At 70.7% G+C, this 19,696-nt stretch carries 18 protein-coding genes; 10 read left to right on the top strand and 8 right to left on the bottom strand.

From position 1 onward, the window contains the following. Positions 1-72: 72 nt before the first annotated feature. Complete coding sequence (locus AC3RCE_RS06905; RefSeq protein ID WP_492254791.1) at positions 73-1,074, bottom strand: GlxA family transcriptional regulator; 1,002 nt, start codon at positions 1,072-1,074, stop codon at positions 73-75. Positions 1,075-1,196: 122 nt separating this feature from the next. On the opposite strand from AC3RCE_RS06905, the gene AC3RCE_RS06900 reads away from it, so the two are divergent. After that, positions 1,197-1,835: a cysteine hydrolase family protein gene (locus AC3RCE_RS06900; protein ID WP_492254790.1), complete on the top strand. Its 639-nt coding sequence runs from the start codon at positions 1,197-1,199 to the stop codon at positions 1,833-1,835. Positions 1,836-1,946: 111 nt separating this feature from the next. On the opposite strand, the gene folK is transcribed toward AC3RCE_RS06900, so the two are convergent. The 4 genes from folK to hda all read right to left on the bottom strand — a co-directional run bounded on the left by folK (position 1,947) and on the right by hda (position 5,649). Beyond that, the gene (folK, locus tag AC3RCE_RS06895; protein ID WP_492254789.1) at positions 1,947-2,477 is read right to left on the bottom strand and encodes a 2-amino-4-hydroxy-6-hydroxymethyldihydropteridine diphosphokinase; all 531 of its coding nucleotides are present in this window, start codon (positions 2,475-2,477) and stop codon (positions 1,947-1,949) included. Between the two features lie 75 nt (positions 2,478-2,552). Continuing rightward, positions 2,553-4,160, bottom strand: a complete 1,608-nt coding sequence (pcnB, locus tag AC3RCE_RS06890; protein WP_218293692.1) for a polynucleotide adenylyltransferase PcnB — start codon at positions 4,158-4,160, stop codon at positions 2,553-2,555. A gap of 42 nt (positions 4,161-4,202) precedes the next feature. Continuing rightward, a complete protein-coding gene (locus AC3RCE_RS06885; RefSeq protein WP_492245812.1) occupies positions 4,203-4,913 on the bottom strand; it encodes a histidinol-phosphatase in 711 nt (236 codons plus the stop codon). Between the two features lie 37 nt (positions 4,914-4,950). Beyond that, positions 4,951-5,649: a DnaA regulatory inactivator Hda gene (hda, locus tag AC3RCE_RS06880; RefSeq protein ID WP_218293690.1), complete on the bottom strand. Its 699-nt coding sequence runs from the start codon at positions 5,647-5,649 to the stop codon at positions 4,951-4,953. A gap of 269 nt (positions 5,650-5,918) precedes the next feature. Between hda and AC3RCE_RS06875 the strand changes: the two genes are divergently transcribed. From AC3RCE_RS06875 to AC3RCE_RS06860, 4 genes are all read left to right on the top strand, one after another. Beyond that, the gene (locus AC3RCE_RS06875) at positions 5,919-7,139 is read left to right on the top strand and encodes an MFS transporter (RefSeq protein ID WP_492254788.1); all 1,221 of its coding nucleotides are present in this window, start codon (positions 5,919-5,921) and stop codon (positions 7,137-7,139) included. A gap of 77 nt (positions 7,140-7,216) precedes the next feature. Next, positions 7,217-8,260: a phosphoribosylformylglycinamidine cyclo-ligase gene (gene purM, locus AC3RCE_RS06870; RefSeq protein ID WP_218293688.1), complete on the top strand. Its 1,044-nt coding sequence runs from the start codon at positions 7,217-7,219 to the stop codon at positions 8,258-8,260. A gap of 41 nt (positions 8,261-8,301) precedes the next feature. Beyond that, the gene (locus tag AC3RCE_RS06865; RefSeq protein ID WP_255591842.1) at positions 8,302-9,408 is read left to right on the top strand and encodes an AI-2E family transporter; all 1,107 of its coding nucleotides are present in this window, start codon (positions 8,302-8,304) and stop codon (positions 9,406-9,408) included. Positions 9,409-9,625: 217 nt separating this feature from the next. Beyond that, a complete protein-coding gene (locus AC3RCE_RS06860; RefSeq protein ID WP_492254787.1) occupies positions 9,626-11,230 on the top strand; it encodes a methyl-accepting chemotaxis protein in 1,605 nt (534 codons plus the stop codon). A gap of 129 nt (positions 11,231-11,359) precedes the next feature. On the opposite strand, the gene AC3RCE_RS06855 is transcribed toward AC3RCE_RS06860, so the two are convergent. Beyond that, complete coding sequence (locus AC3RCE_RS06855; RefSeq protein ID WP_492254786.1) at positions 11,360-12,289, bottom strand: extracellular catalytic domain type 1 short-chain-length polyhydroxyalkanoate depolymerase; 930 nt, start codon at positions 12,287-12,289, stop codon at positions 11,360-11,362. Between the two features lie 633 nt (positions 12,290-12,922). On the opposite strand from AC3RCE_RS06855, the gene AC3RCE_RS06850 reads away from it, so the two are divergent. The 3 genes from AC3RCE_RS06850 (at position 12,923) to AC3RCE_RS06840 (ending at position 15,464) form a co-directional block, all read left to right on the top strand. Further along, a complete protein-coding gene (locus AC3RCE_RS06850; protein ID WP_492254785.1) occupies positions 12,923-13,723 on the top strand; it encodes a carbon-nitrogen hydrolase family protein in 801 nt (266 codons plus the stop codon). Then, entirely contained in the window at positions 13,720-14,349 is a 630-nt protein-coding gene (locus AC3RCE_RS06845; protein WP_492254784.1) for a DJ-1/PfpI family protein, read from the top strand. The genes AC3RCE_RS06850 and AC3RCE_RS06845 overlap by 4 nt, the downstream gene beginning before the upstream one ends. A gap of 116 nt (positions 14,350-14,465) precedes the next feature. After that, positions 14,466-15,464: a GlxA family transcriptional regulator gene (locus tag AC3RCE_RS06840; protein ID WP_218293683.1), complete on the top strand. Its 999-nt coding sequence runs from the start codon at positions 14,466-14,468 to the stop codon at positions 15,462-15,464. A gap of 253 nt (positions 15,465-15,717) precedes the next feature. Here the strand turns inward: AC3RCE_RS06840 and ppk2 are convergent, their stop codons facing one another. Further along, a complete protein-coding gene (gene ppk2, locus AC3RCE_RS06835; RefSeq protein ID WP_218293682.1) occupies positions 15,718-16,632 on the bottom strand; it encodes a polyphosphate kinase 2 in 915 nt (304 codons plus the stop codon). Positions 16,633-16,801: 169 nt separating this feature from the next. On the opposite strand from ppk2, the gene AC3RCE_RS06830 reads away from it, so the two are divergent. Beyond that, on the top strand, positions 16,802-17,851 hold the full coding sequence (locus tag AC3RCE_RS06830; protein WP_492254783.1) for a transporter: 1,050 nt from the start codon (positions 16,802-16,804) through the stop codon (positions 17,849-17,851). 61 nt (positions 17,852-17,912) lie between these two features. Continuing rightward, positions 17,913-18,782: a plasmid replication/partition related protein gene (locus tag AC3RCE_RS06825; RefSeq protein ID WP_218341858.1), complete on the top strand. Its 870-nt coding sequence runs from the start codon at positions 17,913-17,915 to the stop codon at positions 18,780-18,782. Here AC3RCE_RS06825 and AC3RCE_RS06820 read toward each other — a convergent pair. Then, positions 18,779-19,621, bottom strand: coding sequence for a SirB1 family protein (locus AC3RCE_RS06820; RefSeq protein WP_218293679.1), 843 nt, complete (start codon positions 19,619-19,621; stop codon positions 18,779-18,781). The two genes, AC3RCE_RS06825 and AC3RCE_RS06820, sit on opposite strands and share 4 nt — an antisense overlap. Positions 19,622-19,696 lie beyond the last annotated feature (75 nt).

Here is a 19,696-nt window from a genome sequence, read left to right as displayed (position 1 = left end):
TCTCAGCAAGAACCTGCAACTGAGCGATCTTTTGAACCCGGCCCGACTCCATCCCGTCGATAGCATCCGCCGCTAGCCAGTGCTGCGGAACTGCTGCCTGTACGCCGACGGCGCAATGCCCAGCGTGGCGGCGAAGTGCTGCCGCAGCGATACGGCCGAGCCGAAGCCGGCCTCGATGGCCACGGCCTCGACGGACAGGTCTCCACCCTCCAGCAGCTGCTGCGCGAGCGCGACGCGCTGGTTCTGCAGCCACTGGCCCACCGTCGTGCCGGTGACCTGGCGAAAGCGGCGCGTGAAGGTACGCGGGCTCATCACCGCGCGCTCGGCCAGGGCCTCCAGGGTGTGGGTTTCGTGCAGGTGCTCGCCCAGCCACTGCAGCAGCGGCGCCAGCCGGTCGCCCCGCACCGACGGCGCCACGGGCTGCTGGATGTACTGCGCCTGGCCGCCCTGGCGGTGGGGCGCCACCACCATGCGGCGCGCGGCACGGTTGGCGGCCTCGGCGCCGTGCTGCTGGCGCAGCAGGTGCAGGCAGCAGTCGATGCCCGCCGCCGTGCCGGCCGAGGTGAGCACCAGCCCGTCCTCCACGTACAGCACCTCGGGCTTGAGCTGCACGCGCGGATAGCGCTGGGCGAACTGGGCCGCCAGCGCCCAGTGCGTGGTGGCGGTGCGGCCATCCAGCAGCCCCGCCTCGGCCAGCACAAAAGCGCCCAGGCACAGGCCCACGATGCGCGCACCCCGGCGGTGCGCGGCCCGCAGCGCGGCCAGCAATGCCGGGGGCACGGGCGCCAGATCGTCGCGCCAGGAAGGCACGACGATGGTCTGTGCACGCCGCAGCACCTTGAGGCCATGGCCCACCTCGATGCCGAACCCGGCGGAGGTGCGCAGCGGGCCCGGCGCCATGCCACACACCACCAATTTGTAGCGGTTGATGCCCTCGGCCGTGCGGTCCTCGCCAAACACGAGGCAGGGCACCGAGAGGTGGAAGGGGCTGATACCGTCGAAGGCCACCACCGCCACGGTGTCCGGGGCAGAGGAGGAAACCAGGCGGATGGAGGATTGGGCAGGATGGGGCACGATGGCCCGATTCTATCGATGAGTGTCAATCAAGCCACTTTCAAGGACGGGCGGCCACGCGAACAATCACTCCATTCCTTCCCCGCAACCTACTTCTTTCACCCCATCAAAGGACTGTGACCATGACCTCCTCTTCCACCACCGCTCCGCGCCGCGCCCTGATCGTCATCGACGTGCAGAACGAGTATTTCGCGGGCGGCAACCTGCCCATCGAGTACCCGCCCGTGGCCGACACGCTGCCCAACATCGCCCGCGCGATGGATGCCGCCCACGCGGCCGGTGTGCCGGTGGTCGTGGTACAGCACACCGCCCCGTCCGGTGCGCCCGTGTTCGACAAGGCCACCGAGCGCTGGCAGCTGCACCCCGAAGTGGCGCGCCGCCCTGCCGACCACCACATCGAAAAAGGCATGGCGAGCGCCTTCACGAACACCGGCCTGGCCGAGTGGCTGGCCGGGCGTGGCATCGACACCCTGACCGTGGTGGGCTACATGACGCACAACTGCGATGCCAGCACCATCTACGAGGCCTCGCACCGGGGGCTGGCCGTGGAGTTCCTGAGCGACGCGAGCGGCGCCCTGCCCTATGCCAATGCGGCGGGCAGCGCCAGCGCCGAGGAAATCCACCGTGTGTTCAGCGTGGTGTTCCACAGCAACTTTGCCGCCGCCGCTTCGACCCGCGACTGGGTGGCGGCCGTGCAGGCGGGCCAGGCCTTGCCCAAGGACAACGTGTTTGCCTCGAACCAGCGCGCCAGGCAAGGGTGAGCCCCTGAGGCGCCCCTGCGCCTGCCCACGCGTGCGCTTCACATCCGGGACGTGGCGGCGCGGGGCCCGTGCCACGCCAGCTACCGCTTTGCGGAAAGCGGAGCGGAAAGGCTACACGGCCTCGCACCATGCGGCTGGCAGCCGCTCGATGTGCTGGTCCTGCACCGCCGCCAGCCATGCGGGGTGGACCTGCTCTGGCGCTATCTCGGCCAGGGGCAGCAGCACGAAGGCCCGCTCACGCAGGCGCGGGTGGGGCACGGTGAGTGCGGGGGTGTCGAGCACCTGCCCGCCAAAGAGCAGGATGTCCAGGTCCAGCGTGCGGGGCGCGTTGCGGTAGGGGCGCTCGCGGCCGGCTGCGGCCTCGATGGCCTGAAGCGCGGCCAGCAAGCCGTGGGGTGTCAGCGCGGTCTGCACGGCCACCACGGCGTTGTGATAGTCCGGGCCGGCGGCATCCACGGGTGCGCTGCGGTACAGCGCCGACCACCGCAGGACCCGGGTGGCCGGCAAGGCGGCAATGGCCTGCACGGCGGCGCGCAGCGCGGCGGGGGCGTCGCCCAGGTTCGCGCCCAGGCCGATGTAGGCCGTGCTGCCGGTACTTGCCGGGGGTGACTGGCGAGCGGCCGTGGGCTGGATCGGTGTCATCGGTTCTTCCGGTGGCCCTTCATGGGCACCAGGGCCTGCGCGGTGCCGGGGCGCACGGCATCGGACCGCAGCGGGTCAGGCATCCACCGCGAAACCGGACCCGCCGGGGCCCGCCCCACCGTCGCCCCCGCCGGGCTTGCGGCGGCGGCGGCGGCGCTTCTTGGGAGCGCCGCCCTCGGAAGGAAAGTCGGCCGCGCCCTGGGCGGCATCCCCATCCCCCTCCGCGTCCGCTCCCCCCGCAGCCCTTGGCCCGGCGGCAGGGGCCTGGCGCGGCACACGCTTGACCACCGGCTGGGCTTTCTGGCGGGCTTTCTGCTCTTCCTTGGCCTGGTCCATCAGGTCGTCACGGCGTTCGTCGTCGGCCGCCTGGAAGTCCTGCCACCATTCGGCCAGCGCCTCCTCCACCTCGCCCACATCGGCGCGCAGGCGCATGAAGTCGAACCCGGCGCGAAAGCGCGGCTGCATCACCATGCCGAACGGGGTGTTGCCCACGCGCTTTTCAAAGCGCGGCTGCATGACCCAGATCTCGCGCATGTCGGCCGCCAGCTTGCCGCGGCCCGACACGTCGCCGATGCGCTTGTCGAACACCTCGTCGATGGCCTCCTGCAGCGCGGGCAGCGGATGCTGGCGCTGGTTCAGGCGCTCCTGCCAGCCATTGCGCACGTCTTCCCACAGCACGCAGGCCAGCAGGAAGCTCGGGGCCACGGGCTTGCCTTCGTTCACGCGGCGGTCGGTGTCCACCAGGGCAGCCTTCACAAACGGCGTGTCGGCGCGCTCCACGGCCACGTCCAGCAGCGGGTAGATGCCCTTGGCCATGCCCAGCTTGCGCAGCTGTTCGATGGTGGCAATGGCGTGCCCCGTCTGCAGCAGCTTGAGCATTTCGTCGAACATGCGGCTTTGCGGCACCTCGGCCAGCAGGGCCTGCGACTGCACCAGCGGCGCGGCCGACTTGGCGTCGATGCTGAACCCCAGGGGGCTGAGCTTGGCCGCGAAGCGCACGGCGCGGATGATGCGCACCGGGTCTTCGCGGTAGCGCGTGGCCGGATCGCCGATCATGCGCAGCGTCTTCTTCTTGGCGTCCTGCAGGCCCTTGTGGTAGTCCACCACGATCTGGCTCACCGGGTCGTAGTACATGGCGTTCACGGTGAAGTCGCGGCGCGTGGCGTCTTCGTCCTGCGGGCCCCAGACGTTGTCGCGCAGCACGCGGCCGCTGGCGTCCACGGCATGCTGCATGCCCGACAGCTGGGCCTTGCTGGTCTTTTCGTTGCCCGCCACCTGGCCGGCGGCGGCGTTGTCGAGGTAGGCGCGGAAGGTGGACACCTCGATCACCTCGTGCTCGCGGCCCCGTCCGTGCACCACGTGCACGATGCGAAAGCGCTTGCCGATGATGAAGGCGCGGCGGAACAGCCCCTTGACCTGCTCGGGCGTGGCGTTGGTGGCCACGTCGAAGTCCTTGGGGCGCAGGCCCAGCAGCAGGTCGCGCACGGCGCCGCCCACGATGTAGGCCTCGAAGCCCGCCTGCTTGAGCGTGGCCACCACCTCGGCGGCCCGGCGGTCCACCAGCTCGGGGTTGATGCCGTGCACCGAGGCGGGCACCTCTTCGCGCTTGCCGAAATGCGGCTTGCCGCCCGAGGTGCCGGGCGTCGATTTGCCCAGCAATTTGTCGATGAACTTCTTGATCATGGGTAGGGAGTAATCAGGGGGGTCTGGCGCGGGGCGCAGGTGTCAGGCGGCATCCTGGCCGGCTGGGGCCGTGAACAGATCCAGTATGCGCCAGCCGCGCTCCTGGGCCAGGGCCCGCAGGCGCGGGTCGGGATTGGTGGCCACCGGGTGGTTCACCTTCTCCAGCAGGGGCACGTCGTTCATGGAATCGCTGTAGAACGTGCTGTCGACATCGCCCCAGCCGAGTTGCCGCTCGGCCAGCCATTGTTCCATGCGCCGCACCTTGCCTTCGCGCATGGTGGGAATGCCGTCGATCTCGCCGGTGTACCAGCCGCTGGCGTCGCGCGCCAGCTGCACGGCCAGCAGTTGCTGCACCCCCAGCGCCTGGGCGATGGGGGTGGTCACAAACTCATTGGTGGCGGTGACGATCAGCACCTCGTCGCCCGCCGCCTGGTGCTGGCGGATGAGGCTGATCGCCTGGGGCTGGATGGCCGGGCCGATCACGTCCCGCATGAACTGCAGGTGCGCGGCCGCCGCCGCCTCGGGGCCGCGCAGGCGCACGGCCTCGGTCGCGAAGCGCACGTAGTCGTGCACGTCGAGCGTGCCCGCCTGGTAGTGGGCATAGAACTCGTCGTTGCGGCGCGCGAACTCCACGGGGTCGTTCCAGCCGATGCGGATGGTGAACTCGCCCCACTCGTAGTCGGAGTCGAGCGGCAGCAGCGTGTGGTCCAGGTCAAACAGCGCAAGCCGCAGGCGGCGGGGTTCAGAAGTCATTCAGTTTCACAGACAAAAAGGGGCGCATGGGTCGGCATCATTCCGATTCCAGCATCGTCTTGAGCAAGGGAATCGTGATGGCGCGCTGGGTGCGCAAGGCAAACGCGTCGAGCTGGTCCAACAGCTGCATGAGGCTGCCCAGGTCGCGCGAGAACCGGTTGAGCATGTAGTCCATCACCTCGTCACCCAGGAACACGCCGCGCGCGTCGGCTTCCTGGCGCAGCACGGAGCGGCGCTCGGCTTCGCCCAGCAGCTGCAGCTGGAACACATGGCCCCAGCCCAGGCGGCTGCGCAGGTCGTCGCGCAGGGGCAGGTCGGCCGGCGGCAGGTCGCCCGCGGCCAGCACCCAGCGCTGGCTGCCGCTGGCCGGGCTGATGGCATTCACGAACCAGTTGAAGGCCGTGGCCTGCTGGGCGGTGCTGTACAGGTGCACGTCGTCCATGACGATGGCGGCCCAGCGCTCATCGAAATCCGGCGGCTCGGCCACCGACGGGTCGAGCCAGCCCACGCTGGCACCCTGCTCGCGCAGGGCGTGGCGCACGGCCGTGAGCAGGTGCGTCTTGCCGCTGCCGGGCTCGCCCCAGAGGTAGGTGGGCACCGGCGAGCGGGTGGCCTGGCTGCTGCCCTCGCCCACCGCCAGGCGCAGGTGCTGCAGGGCCGCCTCGTTGGGGCCCGCGAAAAAACGGGCCAGGGTGGGGCCGGTGGCCAGGCCGATGTCCAGCGCCAGCTGCTTCATGCGCGGCACCCGGGCAGCATGGCCAGGCCCGTGGCATTCAGTGCGGGAGCGGCAGACAAGGAAGGGATCAGCAGCAGCATCACGGATGAAGTTGGAAGCGCCCGGCCGTAGGTGACTGCGGCGGGTGCGGCGAAAGTGGTGGCCGACGGCCCGTTGCCAGGGCAGGAACTCCTTGCGAAGAGGCCCGGCAACGACAATGGAGCCGATTTTAGTCTGCCGCCGGCCCCCTTCGGCCGCCGGCTTCCCCACGCTCTGCCTCGTCAGCACCCATGGCCCTTCCACCCTCCCCCTCCAAGCGCCTGCCGGCCAGCATCTGGGCCCTGGGCCTGGTGAGCCTGCTCATGGACATTTCGTCCGAAATGATCCACAGCCTGCTGCCCGTCTTCATGGTCGCGGCGCTGGGGGTCAGCATGCTCACCGTGGGCCTCATCGAGGGCGCGGCCGAGGCCACGGCCCTCATCCTGAAGGTGTTCTCGGGCGTCCTGAGCGACTGGTGGGGCCGGCGCAAGCCGCTGGCCATCCTGGGCTACGGGCTCGGCGCCCTGTCCAAGCCGCTGTTCGCGCTGGCCACCACCGTCGGCCTGGTGGTGGCGGCGCGGCTGCTGGACCGCGTGGGCAAGGGCATCCGGGGCGCGCCCCGCGATGCGCTGGTGGCCGACCTGGCCCCGCCCGGCATGCGCGGCGCGGCCTTCGGACTGCGGCAGTCGCTCGACACCGTGGGCGCCTTTCTGGGCCCGCTGCTCGCCATGGGGCTGATGCTGCTCTGGGCCAACGATTTCCGTGCGGTCTTCTGGGTGGCGGGGCTCCCGGCCGCGCTGTGCGTGGTGCTGCTCGTCGTGGGCGTGCGCGAGCCGGAGCGCCCCGCCGGCGCCGCCCGCGCCAACCCCATCCGCCGCGAGAGCCTGCGGCGGCTGGGCCCCGCCTACTGGGGGGTGGTGGCCCTGGGCGCGGTGTTCACCCTGGCCCGCTTCAGCGAAGCCTTCCTGGTGCTGCGCATGCAGCAAGGCGGCCTGCCCCTCGCCTTGACGCCCCTGGTGCTGGTGCTGATGAACGTGGTCTTCGCGCTGGGCGCGTACCCGCTCGGCAAGCTCTCCGACACGGCCCGGCACACCACGCTGCTCGCCGGGGGGCTGGTGGTGCTGATCGCCGCCGATGCGCTGCTGGCCTTCACCGGGCAGGGCATCGCCGCCTGGCTGGGCATCGCCCTGTGGGGGCTGCACATGGCCATGACGCAGGGCCTGCTGGCCACGATGGTGGCCGATACCGCCCCCGCCGACCTGCGCGGCACGGCCTTCGGCATGTTCAACCTGGTCAGCGGCCTGGCCCTGCTGGTGGCCAGCGCGCTGGCCGGCCTGCTGTGGGACCAGTGGGGCGCAAGTGCAACCTTCGGCGCCGGAATGTGCTTTGCCGCCCTGGCGCTGGCGGGCGTCTTGCTGCAGGCCGCGGCGGCCCGCCGCGCCACCCCAAAGCCCCCGCCGGCACAGGGCTGAGGGGGCACGGCGGGGCATGCCCCTTAAAATCCCCGGATTCCAGCCCGCCGCGCGGGCCTATCTGCACCACACCACCCATGAGCTCTTCTGCCCCCTCCACCCCCATTTCGTACAAAGACGCCGGCGTTGACATCGACGCGGGCGACGCCCTGGTAGAGCGCATCAAGCCGCTGGCCAAGAAGACCATGCGCGAAGGCGTGCTGGCGGGCATCGGCGGCTTTGGCGCCCTGTTCGAGGTGCCCAAGCGCTACAAGGAGCCCGTGCTGGTCTCCGGCACGGACGGCGTGGGCACCAAGCTCAAGCTGGCGTTCGAGTGGAACATGCACGACACCGTGGGCATCGATCTGGTGGCCATGAGCGTGAACGACGTGCTGGTGCAGGGCGCCGAGCCCCTGTTCTTCCTCGACTACTTCGCCTGCGGCAAGCTCGACGTGGACACGGCCGCGGCCGTGGTCGGCGGCATCGCCCGGGGCTGCGAGCTTTCGGGCTGCGCCCTGATCGGCGGGGAAACGGCCGAAATGCCGGGCATGTACCCCGCCGGCGAATACGACCTGGCCGGTTTCGCGGTCGGTGCGGTCGAAAAGTCGAAGATCCTGACCGGCAGGGACGTGGCCCCCGGCGACGTGGTGCTGGGCCTGGCCTCGGCGGGCGTGCATTCCAACGGCTTCTCGCTGGTGCGCAAGTGCATCGACCGCGCAGGGGCCACCGCCCCCGCCACGCTGGACGGCAAGCCCTTCAAGCAGGCCATCATGGAACCCACGCGCCTGTACGTGAAGAACGTGCTGGCCGCGCTGGCCGCCCACCCCATCAAGGCCCTGGCCCACATCACCGGCGGCGGGCTGCTGGAGAACATCCCGCGCGTGCTGCCCGACGGCACGGCCGCCCATCTCACCAAGGGCAGCTGGCCCCAGACCGAGCTGTTCGCCTGGCTGCAGAAGACCGCCGGCATCGACGACATCGAGATGAACCGCACCTTCAACAACGGCATCGGCATGGTCGTGGTGGTGGACGCCGCCAACGCCGCCGCCACGGCCGCCACGCTGGCCGCCGCGGGCGAGAAGGTGTACACCATCGGTGCGATCGCGCCGCGCGGCGATGGCGCCGCCGTGGTCGTGGCCTGACCGATCGACTTTCGCCCCACCACCCCAGCCCGCTTCCGCGCATGGCGCAGCGTCCCCCTTCGGCCCCCCTCTCCTCTGCGCCGCCAGAACCCACGCCCGCCACGCTGCCACCGCGCACCCTGACCCGGGGCATCGTGGTGGCCAGCTACCTGCTGGTGGCGGCCGTGCTGCTGCTGGTGATGTGGCGCGGCCTGCTCCCGGGCCTGCTGTGCGTGTGCCTGGGCTTCCTGCTCACCCGCGCCCTCACGCGCTGGTTCGCCCACGGCCTGGGCCGGGCGCAGCGCCAGGCCACGCCCTCCGCCGGCAGCGTGCGGGCGGCCCAGGTCGTGGCCGCCGGCCTGGTCATGCTGCTGCCACTGGCCCTGCTGGCGGCGGGACTCACCCATTCGCGGGGCTACCTGGTCGATGCGCCCCAGCAGTACCGCGAGCTGCTGGACTACATGGCGCGCACCGTGCTGGAACTGCGCCTGAAGCTGCCCGCCGACGTCGCGGCCCACCTGCCGGAAGGCGCGGCGGAAATCCAGCGCATCATCGCCGGCTACCTGGGCGCCAAGGCGGGCGCGCTGGCCATGGCGGGGCGTGCCTGGCTGGCCGGCCTGCTGTTTGCCTATGTGGGCCTGCTGATCGGCGCGCTGGCCGCCGTGCGCCCGCCTGCCCTGGCGCGGGGGCCGCTGGCCCAGCAGCTGAAGCTGCGCATCACGCTGTTCGGCGAGGCGTTCCGCCAGATCGTGGCGGCGCAGTTCTGGATCGCGGCATTCAACACGCTGCTCACGGCGCTGTTCCTGCTGTTCGTGCTGCCGCTGTGGGGCCTGGCGCTGCCCTACACGACCGTGCTCATCACCTTCACCTTCGTGGCCGGGCTCGTGCCCATCGTGGGCAACCTGGTGTGCAACGTGGTGATCACCATCGTGGGCCTGTCGGTATCGCCGCTGGCCGCTGCCGCCTGCCTGGGCTTTCTGATCCTCATCCACAAGGCCGAATACGTCATCAACGCCAAGGTGGTGGGCCGCCGCACGCAGATGGGGGTGTGGGAGCTGCTCAGCGTGATGTTCGTGGCCGAGGCCGTCTTCGGCCCCGCGGGGCTGGTCGCGGCGCCGCTGTTCTACGCCTACCTCAAGAAGGAACTGGTGGCGGCGCGGCTCGTGTAGACGCCGCGCCCCCCGCGCCGGGGGTGCCGGGGCCGGACAACGCCGGCGCCATATCCCGCCCCGGGCCCCGCCTGGGCCGCCTTCTTTTGCCGGCCGTGCCCTGCTCATGCGGGTTTTCGCCAAGGCTTGCGCAAAGGCTGCGGCAGTACCCTGCCTGACAGTGCCGTGCAGCCCGCAGGACCACCGCGTCCAGACCTTCCCGTTGTAAAGGCTTCCCATGACCATCGCAAGAAAACTGGCCCTTCTGGTGCTGAGCGCGATCCTCGGCATCGTGGTGATGACAGCATGGTTCCTGGTGTCGGAGCGCCAGCTGATCCTGGAAGAACGCCAGACCGGCGTGCGCCAGGTCGTGGAGGCGGCACACGGCATCGCCACGCATTTCCACGACCTGAGCACCAAGGGCGGTATGCCCGATGACGAGGCCCGCAAGCGCGCGGCGGCGGCCATCCAGGCGCTACGCTACAGCGGCAACGAGTATGTCTGGATCAACGACATGCACCCGCGCATGGTGATGCACCCCATCCGCCCCGAGCTGAACGGCCAGGACCTCACCGCCAACAAGGACCCCAACGGCAAACAGCTGTTCGTCGAGTTCGTGCGCACCGTGCAGGCCGGCGGCGCGGGCTTCGTGCCCTACCTGTGGCCCAAGGCCGGCAGCGACACGCCGGTGGAGAAGACCTCGTACGTGAAGGGATTCGCGCCCTGGGGCTGGGTCATCGGCTCGGGGGTGTACATCGACACGGTCAATTCCGCCATCTGGCAGCGCGCGCTGGGCTTTGGTGCCGTGGCGCTGCTGCTGGGCGCGGCGCTGCTGGTGGTGGGCACGCTGATCTCGCGCAACCTGCTGCGCCAGCTGGGCGGCGAGCCCGGCTACGCGCGCACCATCGCCCGCAGCATTTCCGAGGGCAACCTGTCGGTGTCGGTGGAGACCCGGGAGGGCGATCGCTCCAGCCTGCTGCTGGACATGCAGGGCATGCAGGGCAGCCTGCACCGCATCGTGCAGCGCGTGCGCGACGGCACCGAGCACATCGCGAGCGCCTCGCAGCAGATCGCGTCCGGCAACCAGGACCTCTCCGCGCGCACCGAATCGCAGGCCAGCGCGCTCGAGCAGACGGCGGCGTCGATGGAGGAGATGACCTCCAACGTCAAGCAGAACGCCGACAACGCCCACCAGGCCAGCGTGCTGGCGCAGTCCGCCTCCGACGTGGCGCGCAAGGGCGGCGCGGTGGTGGAGAAGGTGGTGCAGACCATGGGGTCCATCGACGCCTCGTCGCGCAAGGTGTCCGACATCACCGGCGTGATCGAAGGCATCGCGTTCCAGACCAACATCCTGGCCCTCAATGCCGCCGTGGAAGCGGCGCGCGCCGGGGAACAGGGCCGGGGCTTCGCGGTGGTGGCCACCGAGGTGCGCAGCCTGGCGCAGCGCTCGTCCGAAGCCGCCAAGGAAATCAAGGCCCTGATCGGGAACTCCGCCGAGCAGGTGAAAGCCGGCGCCCAGCTCGCCCAGGAGGCCGGTGCCACCATGCAGGACGTGGTGGACAGCGTGCTGCGCGTGTCGGCCGTGATCGAGGAGATCAGCCAGGCCAGCCGCGAGCAGACCGACGGCATCGAGCAGATCAACGAGGCCATCGCGCAGATGGACCAGGGCACGCAGCAGAACGCGGCGCTGGTCGAGCAGGCCACCGCCGCCGCCGCCGCGCTGCAGCAGCAGGCGCACGAGCTCAAGCAGGTGGTCGCGGCCTTTCACCTGAACGGCGCGCATGGCGCCGGCCACGCGGCGCCCTCCCTGCCCGAGGCCGCGGCGCCGCGCCAGCTGCGCTGACGGCGGGGCTTCGCACCGCGCGCGCGTCCTTCTCGCGCACCGCCCGGCCATGGCACGCCGCGCGGCTCTTTTGCTACTTGATCAATAGCATTCAGCGCTTATCCAGCAAGCGCCTGGACGCCATTTCATTCAAAACCGCCTGCGATCGAACTGCCGCGCCACGAAGGCCCAGACCAGGGCCGAGGCATCAGGCCCCGCCGGATCGCTGTACGGCTGGTGGGCCGCGCCGCCGCTCCACGCATGGGCCAGGCCCACCACCTCGCGCAGCGCCACCACCGTGCGGCCCCGGGCCTTGTATTCCGTGACCTGCATGGCGTGCCGCTGGCCACGCTGCAGGGTGCGCACCGCTCCGGCGCGCGCGCCCAGCGCCTGGGCCCACAGCAACGCCGTGGCCGCGGCGTTGCGCACCGACACCACGCCGTCCGCGTCCCCATGCAGCACCAGCAGCGGAGGCAGCACGGGCTGCAGCGCGGGGATGGGCGCCGCACCACCAGCCACGATGGCCGGCGCCTTGGCCACGCGCCGCTGCAGGGGCTCGGGCAGCTGCGCCTCGCGCCGCCCGTGCATCGCCGCGATGGCGGTGGCCGCGGACTCGGCCGTGCCCGGCGCCACGCCCGAGTGCATGGCCACGGCGCAGAACCGGTGGGGATACAGCGCGGCCATCAGCACCGCCATGCTCGCGCCGGCCGAGAGGCCCGCCACCGCCACGCGGGCAAGGTCCACGGGCTGGCGGCGCGCGACCTTGTCCACGGCGGCCAGCAGCGTGGCGGCTTCGGCCTGTGCCTTGCCGCTGCGGCGCTCGAACCAGTTCCAGCAACCGTGCGCGTTGGCCACGCGCTCCTGCTCGGGGTACAGCACCAGAAACCGCTCGCGCGCGGCCAGCCGGTTCATGCGCGATGCGATGGCCAGATCGCGCCCCGTCTGGCCGCAGCCGTGCAGCATGACCAGCAGCGGAAAACGCTCACCCGGCCTGGGCGCCAGCCCCGGCGGGATGTAGAGGTGGTAGCGCCGCGCCCCCGCGGGCCCCGGCGCCACCCCCGCCAGCCATTCGCCCCGCACGGCGGCGCTGCGCGGCGCGCGCGCCGGGTGCCGCCGCTCCAGCCCGCGCGGCGACTGGCGCCGCCAGCGGCACCGCCGCCTTGCGCCGCACCGGGCGCGCGGGCCGTGTCGCGCGCACCAGGGCCTTCAGGTTGCGCTGGTACGCCCGCGTCAGCGCTGACAGGGAGAACAGGCGGGAGCGTGGGGCCATGGTGTGCTGGTGTGGGGGAATAGAAAAAAATGAAGGACGGCAAACAAACGGCGGTGGGGCGTGGCCAGTGCAGGCGGTGGGACGCCCCACGGAACAAGGGAAAACCCTAATCACCATAACAGCATCTGGCCTCCCGCGCACGAAACTCTCAATTTGATAGCTGGAACCCCTTGTCCATCCAGCGTGGTGGGCCATTTCCTCGGACTTTCCAGAGCCCTTGGGCACCTTGCCGGCATCCACGCGGCAGGTGTCGCCCGATATATGGCGCAAATTGATCGAAACCTGTCCCATCGAGTTCGGACACATCCAGTACCCGCAGGCACTATGAGCGCTGCAAGATACCCGCTGCAGAAGCAGGCCTCTTGAGATTTGTCCGATAGTGATCGGCACCGCACCCTTGTCCGCCCGCTTCCACCCTGCCCATGCCACGAGGATCCACCGCCATGCGCGCCACCGTCTGTGAACTTCCCTGCCAACCCGCGCTGCTGGAGGCCGCCTGGGCCGCCCTGTGCGCGCACACCCGCGCCGAGCGGTCCGGGCTGGTGCTGCTGCCCGAGTTCGCGTTTGTCGAACCCCTGTGGGAGACCCTGCCCCCCGAACCCGCCCGCTGGGATGCCGCCGTGGCGCTGAGCGACGCCTGGCAAGCCCGCCTGCACGCGCTGGACACCGACTGGGTGGTGGGCGCCCGCCCGGTCACGGTGGGCGGACAGCGCTTCAACGAGGGCTTTGCCTGGTCGCGCCAGGGCGGCTACCTGCCGCTGCGGCGCAAGTTCCACCTGCCCGACGAACCCGGCGGCTGGGAGGCGCACTGGTTCGAGCGCGGCGACGCCGCCTTCCCCCGCCTGCAGGCCGGTGCGCTCGGCTTCGGGCTCAATATCTGCTCCGAACTCTGGGCGCTGGACACCTACGGCGCCTATGCCGCGCTCGGCGGCGTGCAGGCCATCCTGTCGCCGCGTGCCACGGCGGCGGCCACCACCGCCAAATGGCTGGCGGTGGGCACCGTGGCCGCCGTGCGCACGGGGGCCTACAGCCTGTCGTCCAACCGCGTGGATGCCGCCGCCGGCACCTATGGCGGCGCGGGCTGGGCCATCAGCCCCGACGGCGCCATGCTTGCGCGCACCACGCCCGCACAGCCCTTTTGCACCGTGGACCTGGACTTGCAGGCGGTCGCCGCCGCGCAGGACACCTACCCGCGCTACGTCTTTTCCACCCCCACGCCACCCCAGCCCGCCACCGCACCATGACCGAAGCCACCCTTGCCCCCCATCCGCTGAAGATCGCCATCCTCGTCTTCGACGACGTGGAGGCCCTCGACCTCGCGGGCCCCTACGAGGTGTTCACCACCGCCACCCGCATGCAGCAGTGCCTGCGGCCCGGCGCACCCGCGCCCTTTGCCGTGCAGTGCGTGGCGCGCGGCATGCAGCCGGTGCAGGCGCGCGCCGGCCTGCGGGTGCTGCCCGATGCCGACTTCGCCACCGCCGTGGCGCCGGACGTGCTCATCGTGCCCGGGGGCGTGGTCGATGCAGCCGCCGCCTGCGCCCAGACGCGCGCCTGGGTGGCCCGGGCCGCGCGCGGCGCGCGGGTCACGGCCTCGGTATGCACCGGCGCGTTCATCCTGGCGGCGGCCGGCGTGGTCACCGAAGGGCCCGTCACCACGCACTGGGAGGACATCGCGGACCTGCGCGCGCAGTTTCCCGCGCTCAACGTGCAGGAGAATGTGCGCTGGGTGGACCGGGGCGCGTTCGTCACGTCTGCGGGCATCAGCGCGGGCATCGACATGAGCCTGCATCTGGTCACGCGCCTGGCGGGCTCGGCGCTCTCCCAGCGCACCGCCCGCCAGATGGACACGCCCTGGAATCCCGCGCCCTGAAGGCCGCCCGTGCCGCCCCTCCCCCTCTCCCGCCGGGGCCTGGCAAGGCCGGCTCCGGGGGCAGGGGCCCCGGCCGTGCCGGTTCTCAAGGCCGCGGACAAAGCAAGGAAACACTGATGCAGGACATGCCACCCGCCCCCATCCACGTCTATTTCGCGCTGCTGCCCGGCAGCCTGGTGCTGGACTGGGCAGGCCCCGCGGAGGCGCTGCGCATCGCCAACCAGACGCTGCGCGCACGGGGCCTGCCCGAGCGCTTCGTGCAGCACTTCGTGAGCCCCACGCCCGAGTCCATGACCTCCGTGGGCGTCGCGCTCACGGGCCTGGCGCCGTTGCCCGAGGTGCTGCCCAGCCCCGCCTGGGTGGTGCTGGTGGGCCTGCCGGGCCGGCGCATCGACGTGGGCCACGGCGAGGCCCAGGCGCTGCTGCACTGGCTGCGCGGCCTGCGCCCGGTGGCCGGGCAGCTCGAGCTGGTCACCGTGTGCGCCGGGGCGGTGCTCGCCGCGCATGCCGGCCTGCTCACCGGCCGGCGCGCCACCACGCACCACCTGCACCTCGACGAACTGGCCGAGGTGGACCCGCGCTGCGACGTGGCCGCCAACCGCGTGTTCGTGACCGACGGGCCCATCTACACCAGCGCGGGCGTCACCACCGGCATCGACCTGCTGCTGCACCGCATCTCGGACCTGTGCGGCCCCACCGTGGCCGTGCAGGTGGCGCAGGCGATGGTGATCGGGCTTCGCCGGGGCCCGGACGACCCGCAGTTCTCGCCCTTCCTGCACCACCGCAACCACCTGCACGCCGCGCTGCACCGCGTGCAGGACGCCGTGGGCCAGCAACCCCAGGCCGACTGGAGCGTGCCCGCCATGGCGGAGGTGGCGCACACCTCGCCCCGGCACCTCACAAGGCTGTTCCTGGAGCATGCGGGCATCGCGCCGCTGGCGTACCTGCGCCGCATCCGACTGGCCACGGCCGAAGCGGCCCTGCAGTCCGGGCGCAACGTCACCCAGGCCGCGCAGATGGCGGGCTTCAGCTCCGACACGCAGCTGCGCCGCGCCTGGCACCAGTTCGGCCGGGGCGGCACGCCGTCCCAGGGCACGGCGCGGCGGCCCCACTGAGAAGGAACACCCAGGAGACCACTGTGCGGCGTGGCGTGGCCAATCCACAAGGGCCCTGCCCCGGCCACACGGACACCGCCGTGCCAGAGTCCCCTCGCGAAGGCGCTGCAGGAGCGGGATGTGGTCCCGACGGTCCAGAGGCTCAGGGGTGCGGCGCCGCAGTCCTGTACTTGAGGCTTTTCTGGCCTCCAGCGCTTGATGGGAAAGCGCTGAAAGCTATATAAATAATAGCAATCATCTTGCCCCGAGGGCTTCAGTACGCCTCGGGCACGTACATCGACGCGGGCACCGGCTGGCGCAGGTACTCGGGGTTGCGCACGCGGTCGGGCAGCACCACCGCCGGATGCGGCACCTCCTGGTAGGGCAGCTGCGACAGCAGGTGGGCGATGCAGTTCAGGCGCGCCTTTTTCTTGTCCACCGCCTGCACCACCCACCAGGGCGCCTCGGCGATGTGGGTGCGTTCCAGCATGGTTTCCTTGGCCTTGGTATAGGCCTCCCAGCGCACGCGGCTTTCCAGGTCCATGGGGCTGAGCTTCCACTGCTTGAGCGGGTCGTGGATGCGCCCGAGGAAGCGCAGGTGCTGCTCCTCGTCGGTGATCGAGAACCAGTACTTGACGAGCGTGATGCCCGAGCGCACCAGCATCTTCTCGAACTCGGGCACCGTGCGGAAGAATTCCTCGTATTCGTCGTCGGTGCAAAAGCCCATGACCCGCTCGACACCCGCGCGGTTGTACCAGCTGCGGTCGAACAGCACCATTTCGCCGGCGGCGGGCAGGTGCGCCACATAGCGCTGGAAGTACCACTGCGTGCGCTCGCGGTCGTTGGGCGCGGGCAGCGCGGCCACGCGGGCCACGCGCGGGTTCAGGCGCTGGGTGATGCGCTTGATCACGCCGCCCTTGCCCGCCGCGTCGCGCCCCTCGAACAGGATCACCACCTTCTGGCGGCTGTGCTGCACCCAGTCCTGCAGCTTGACGAGCTCGCCCTGCAGGCGGAACAGCTCCTTGAAGTAAAGCTGGCGCGCCAGCTTGTCCGTGGGCTGGGGCGCGCCGAGATCGTCCACGTTGCGGTCCTCGATCTCCAGCTCCAGCTCTTCGTCGTAGCTGTCGATCAGGTCGTTGGCGATGCGCTGCATCAAGTCCTGGGTGTCAAGGGTGTTCTGGTGAAACATGGGCAACCGATCCGTGCAGGCAAATAGACAGAGAGATGCGCCATCGTGGCGCCGGCAGGTGACAGTGTTGTGACATCGGCGTGATCTGTCACGGCGCTGTCACGCCCGCGCGCCAACATGCGGCGGTGCCAGCCTGTCTCCCTCCTTTCCGCCGCGCGCCCTCTTTGCCGTGAATGCCCACCGGAACTACGGCGGCGATGCCGCCGGGCTGATCTGCGGCTATCTGCTGGATGCCGACGCACCCCCGCGCGAAGTCGATTCGGCGCAGGCCGCGCAGTGGCTGAGCGCGCTGCGGCATCCGCCAGCCACGGGCACCGCAGCGCCGCAAGCGGAGCACGCCACCACCTTCCTGTGGCTGCATTTCAACCTGAGCCACGCGCAGGCCGTGCGCTGGATGGAGCGGCACGCCGGCCTGCCCGAGGCCTTCTTCGATGCGCTCAAGGACCGCTCGGTATCGACGCGCATCGAGCGCGACGACGACACGCTGATCGCCGTCCTCAACGACGCGCACTTCGACTTCGCGTTCGAGCCCTCGGACATCGCCACGCTCTGGACCAGCGTGGCGCCGCGCCTGATGGTGACCGGGCGCACGCGGCCGCTGCGCTCGGTGGATGCGCTGCGCACGGCGGTGCGCAGCGGGCAGGCGCCGCGATCCAGCGTGGCCCTGCTGGCCGAACTGATGCGCACCCAGGCCTCGGGCCTGGTGGACATCGTGCGCGGCGTGACCCAGCGCATCGACGACGTGGAGGACGAGCTGCTGGCCGGCCGCCTGGACCACAAGCGCGCGCGGCTCGGGGTGCTGCGGCGCCTGCTCGTGCGCCTGCAGCGGCTGCTGGCCCCCGAGCCCGCCGCGCTGTTTCGCCTGCTGCAGCACCCGCCCGCATGGATGGGCGCGGACGATGCCCAGGAGCTGCGCGACTCCACGGAGGAATTCTCGGTGGTGCTGCGCGACATGCAGGGCCTGCAGGAGCGCATCAAGCTGCTGCAGGAAGAGATCGCCGCCAACGTGCAGGAAGCCAACAGCCGCAGCCTCTTCGTGCTGACGGTGGTGACCGTGCTGGCCCTGCCCATCAACATCCTGGCGGGGCTGTTCGGCATGAACGTGGGCGGCGTGCCGCTGGCGGACAACGGGCACGGTTTCTGGATCATCGTGGCCGTGGTGGCCGCCTTCACGGCGGTGGCGGGCTGGCTGGCGCTGCGGGACACCCGCGATCGGTAGGTGCGGGCCCGGGCATGTCTACAATCGCGCCCCTTGCCCTGCTCCCGGACCGCTTTCCACCATGAACATCGTCGTCAACGAAGAACTCAAAGCCTATATCGAACCCCTGACCCCCGACGAGCACGAGGCCCTGGAGCGCAGCATCCTGGCCGAGGGCTGCCGCGACGCGCTGGTGCTGTGGGGCGACGTGCTGGTGGACGGCCACAACCGCTACGGCATCTGCCAGAAGCACGGCCTGCCCTTCCAGACGGTGCAGAACCCGCGTTTCCAGTCGATGGAGGACGTGCACCTGTGGATGATCGACCAGCACCTGGGGCGCCGCAGCGTGTCGGACTTCCAGCGCGGTGTGCTGGCCCTGCGCAAGCGCGAGATCATGGCCGAGCGCAAGGCACGCGCCCCGGAGCCTTCGGAGTCACCCGACACCCTGGCCGCGGACGCCCCGGCGGCGCCCGAGGCCACTGCCGCCCTGCCCGCCCCCGATCCGCTGGCCAGCCGCGAGGCCATCGCCCGGGCCGCGCGGCTGAGCAGCAGCCAGGTGGTGATGATCGAGAAGATCCAGAAGCAGGCCGCCCCCGAGCTGGTGGCCGCCGTGAAGTCCGGCACCATTTCCATCAACGCCGCCGCCGCCGTGTCCACGCTGCCCGCCGAGGAGCAGGTGGCGGCCGTCGCCGCGGGCAAGGATGAGCTCAAGCAGGCCGCCAAGCGCGTGCGCGAACTCAACAAGCGCAAGCCGCGCGACGAAGCGCGTTCAGAGGAAGAAGAAAAGGAAGAAAAGGCCGCGCCACAGCCGGGCACGGGCGCCGAGGGAAGTGCCGACGAGCTGCAGGCCCTGCGCCACCGCGTGGCGGAACTCACCGCCGAGAACACCGAGCTGCGCCGGCAGCTGGCACAGCTACGGGCCGACCAGCCCGCGCACAGCGCGCCGTTCTAGCCGCGCAGTGCGTTGAGGCGGTCGGCAATCAGGTCGATGTCCAGACCGTCTTCGGCATGGGCCAGATAGGCCTGCAGGTCGGCCACGGCCTCGGCGGTATTGCCCCGCTCGGCATGGGCCAGCCCCCGGTCGCGCCGCTCGCCCCAGGCCTCGGGCAGCAGCACGATGAGCCGGTCGAGCACGGTGATCAGGCGCTGCCAGTCCTGCTGCGTGCGGTGCACCTCTTTCAGGTTGCGCAGCATGCGCGCGATGATGTCGCGCGGCGTGGCCGCCTGGAGGTAGAGGCCCAGCGGCACATCGTAGTCGTCCACCAGGCCGTTGCGGCGCTTGTAGGGTTCCAGCCGCTCGGCCAGCTCTTCGCGGCTGAGGGATTGGCCCGAGATCGGGTCGAGCACCACCTGCCCCTTGGGCAGCAGCACCTTGACCATGAAATGCCCGGGGAACGCGATGCCCCGCGCATGCAGGCCCAGGCCCTGGGCCAGCTCCATCCACAGCACGGCCAGCGAAATCGGGATGCCCCGGCGCGTGCGCAGCACGGCGTTGAGGTAGCTGTTCTCGGGGTCGTAGTAGTTGTTGACGTTGCCGCCAAAACCCAGGTCGGCGAAGAAGAACTGGTTGAGGGTGCGCAGGCGCTGCAGCGCGGGCGCATCGGCGGGCAGGCGGCGCTTGATGCGGGCGAGCAGCTGGTCCATGTCGCCCAGCAACTGCTGCACATCCAGTTCCGGGTACTCGTCGTGGGCCAGGCTGGCCGCGGCCTCCAGCAGCGGAAAGTGGTCGTCGCTCTGCACCAGCGATGCAAAGTACTCCAGCGAGGTGGGCACGGAATAGCTCAGGGACATATGGCAGGGTTGTAAGTGCCGCGCCGGCCTGCGTCAAGCGACAGAAGGCACCGCTTGGCAGCACATTTGCGGCCT

Source organism: Acidovorax sp. GW823-FHT05D11 (assembly GCF_058795695.1).
Note: the sequence above shows the minus strand (reverse complement) of the source record. Positions and strands in the feature narration are given on the sequence as shown.

Coding starts and splice junctions, on each gene's coding strand:
- AC3RCE_RS06900 (WP_492254790.1), top strand. CDS start 1,197: ATGACCTCCTCTTCCACCACCGCTCCGCGCCGCGCCCTGATCGTCATC.
- folK (WP_492254789.1), bottom strand. CDS start 2,477: ATGACACCGATCCAGCCCACGGCCGCTCGCCAGTCACCCCCGGCAAGT.
- pcnB (WP_218293692.1), bottom strand. CDS start 4,160: ATGATCAAGAAGTTCATCGACAAATTGCTGGGCAAATCGACGCCCGGC.
- AC3RCE_RS06885 (WP_492245812.1), bottom strand. CDS start 4,913: ATGACTTCTGAACCCCGCCGCCTGCGGCTTGCGCTGTTTGACCTGGAC.
- hda (WP_218293690.1), bottom strand. CDS start 5,649: ATGAAGCAGCTGGCGCTGGACATCGGCCTGGCCACCGGCCCCACCCTG.
- AC3RCE_RS06875 (WP_492254788.1), top strand. CDS start 5,919: ATGGCCCTTCCACCCTCCCCCTCCAAGCGCCTGCCGGCCAGCATCTGG.
- purM (WP_218293688.1), top strand. CDS start 7,217: ATGAGCTCTTCTGCCCCCTCCACCCCCATTTCGTACAAAGACGCCGGC.
- AC3RCE_RS06865 (WP_255591842.1), top strand. CDS start 8,302: ATGGCGCAGCGTCCCCCTTCGGCCCCCCTCTCCTCTGCGCCGCCAGAA.
- AC3RCE_RS06860 (WP_492254787.1), top strand. CDS start 9,626: ATGACCATCGCAAGAAAACTGGCCCTTCTGGTGCTGAGCGCGATCCTC.
- AC3RCE_RS06850 (WP_492254785.1), top strand. CDS start 12,923: ATGCGCGCCACCGTCTGTGAACTTCCCTGCCAACCCGCGCTGCTGGAG.
- AC3RCE_RS06845 (WP_492254784.1), top strand. CDS start 13,720: ATGACCGAAGCCACCCTTGCCCCCCATCCGCTGAAGATCGCCATCCTC.
- AC3RCE_RS06840 (WP_218293683.1), top strand. CDS start 14,466: ATGCAGGACATGCCACCCGCCCCCATCCACGTCTATTTCGCGCTGCTG.
- ppk2 (WP_218293682.1), bottom strand. CDS start 16,632: ATGTTTCACCAGAACACCCTTGACACCCAGGACTTGATGCAGCGCATC.
- AC3RCE_RS06825 (WP_218341858.1), top strand. CDS start 17,913: ATGAACATCGTCGTCAACGAAGAACTCAAAGCCTATATCGAACCCCTG.
- AC3RCE_RS06820 (WP_218293679.1), bottom strand. CDS start 19,621: ATGTCCCTGAGCTATTCCGTGCCCACCTCGCTGGAGTACTTTGCATCG.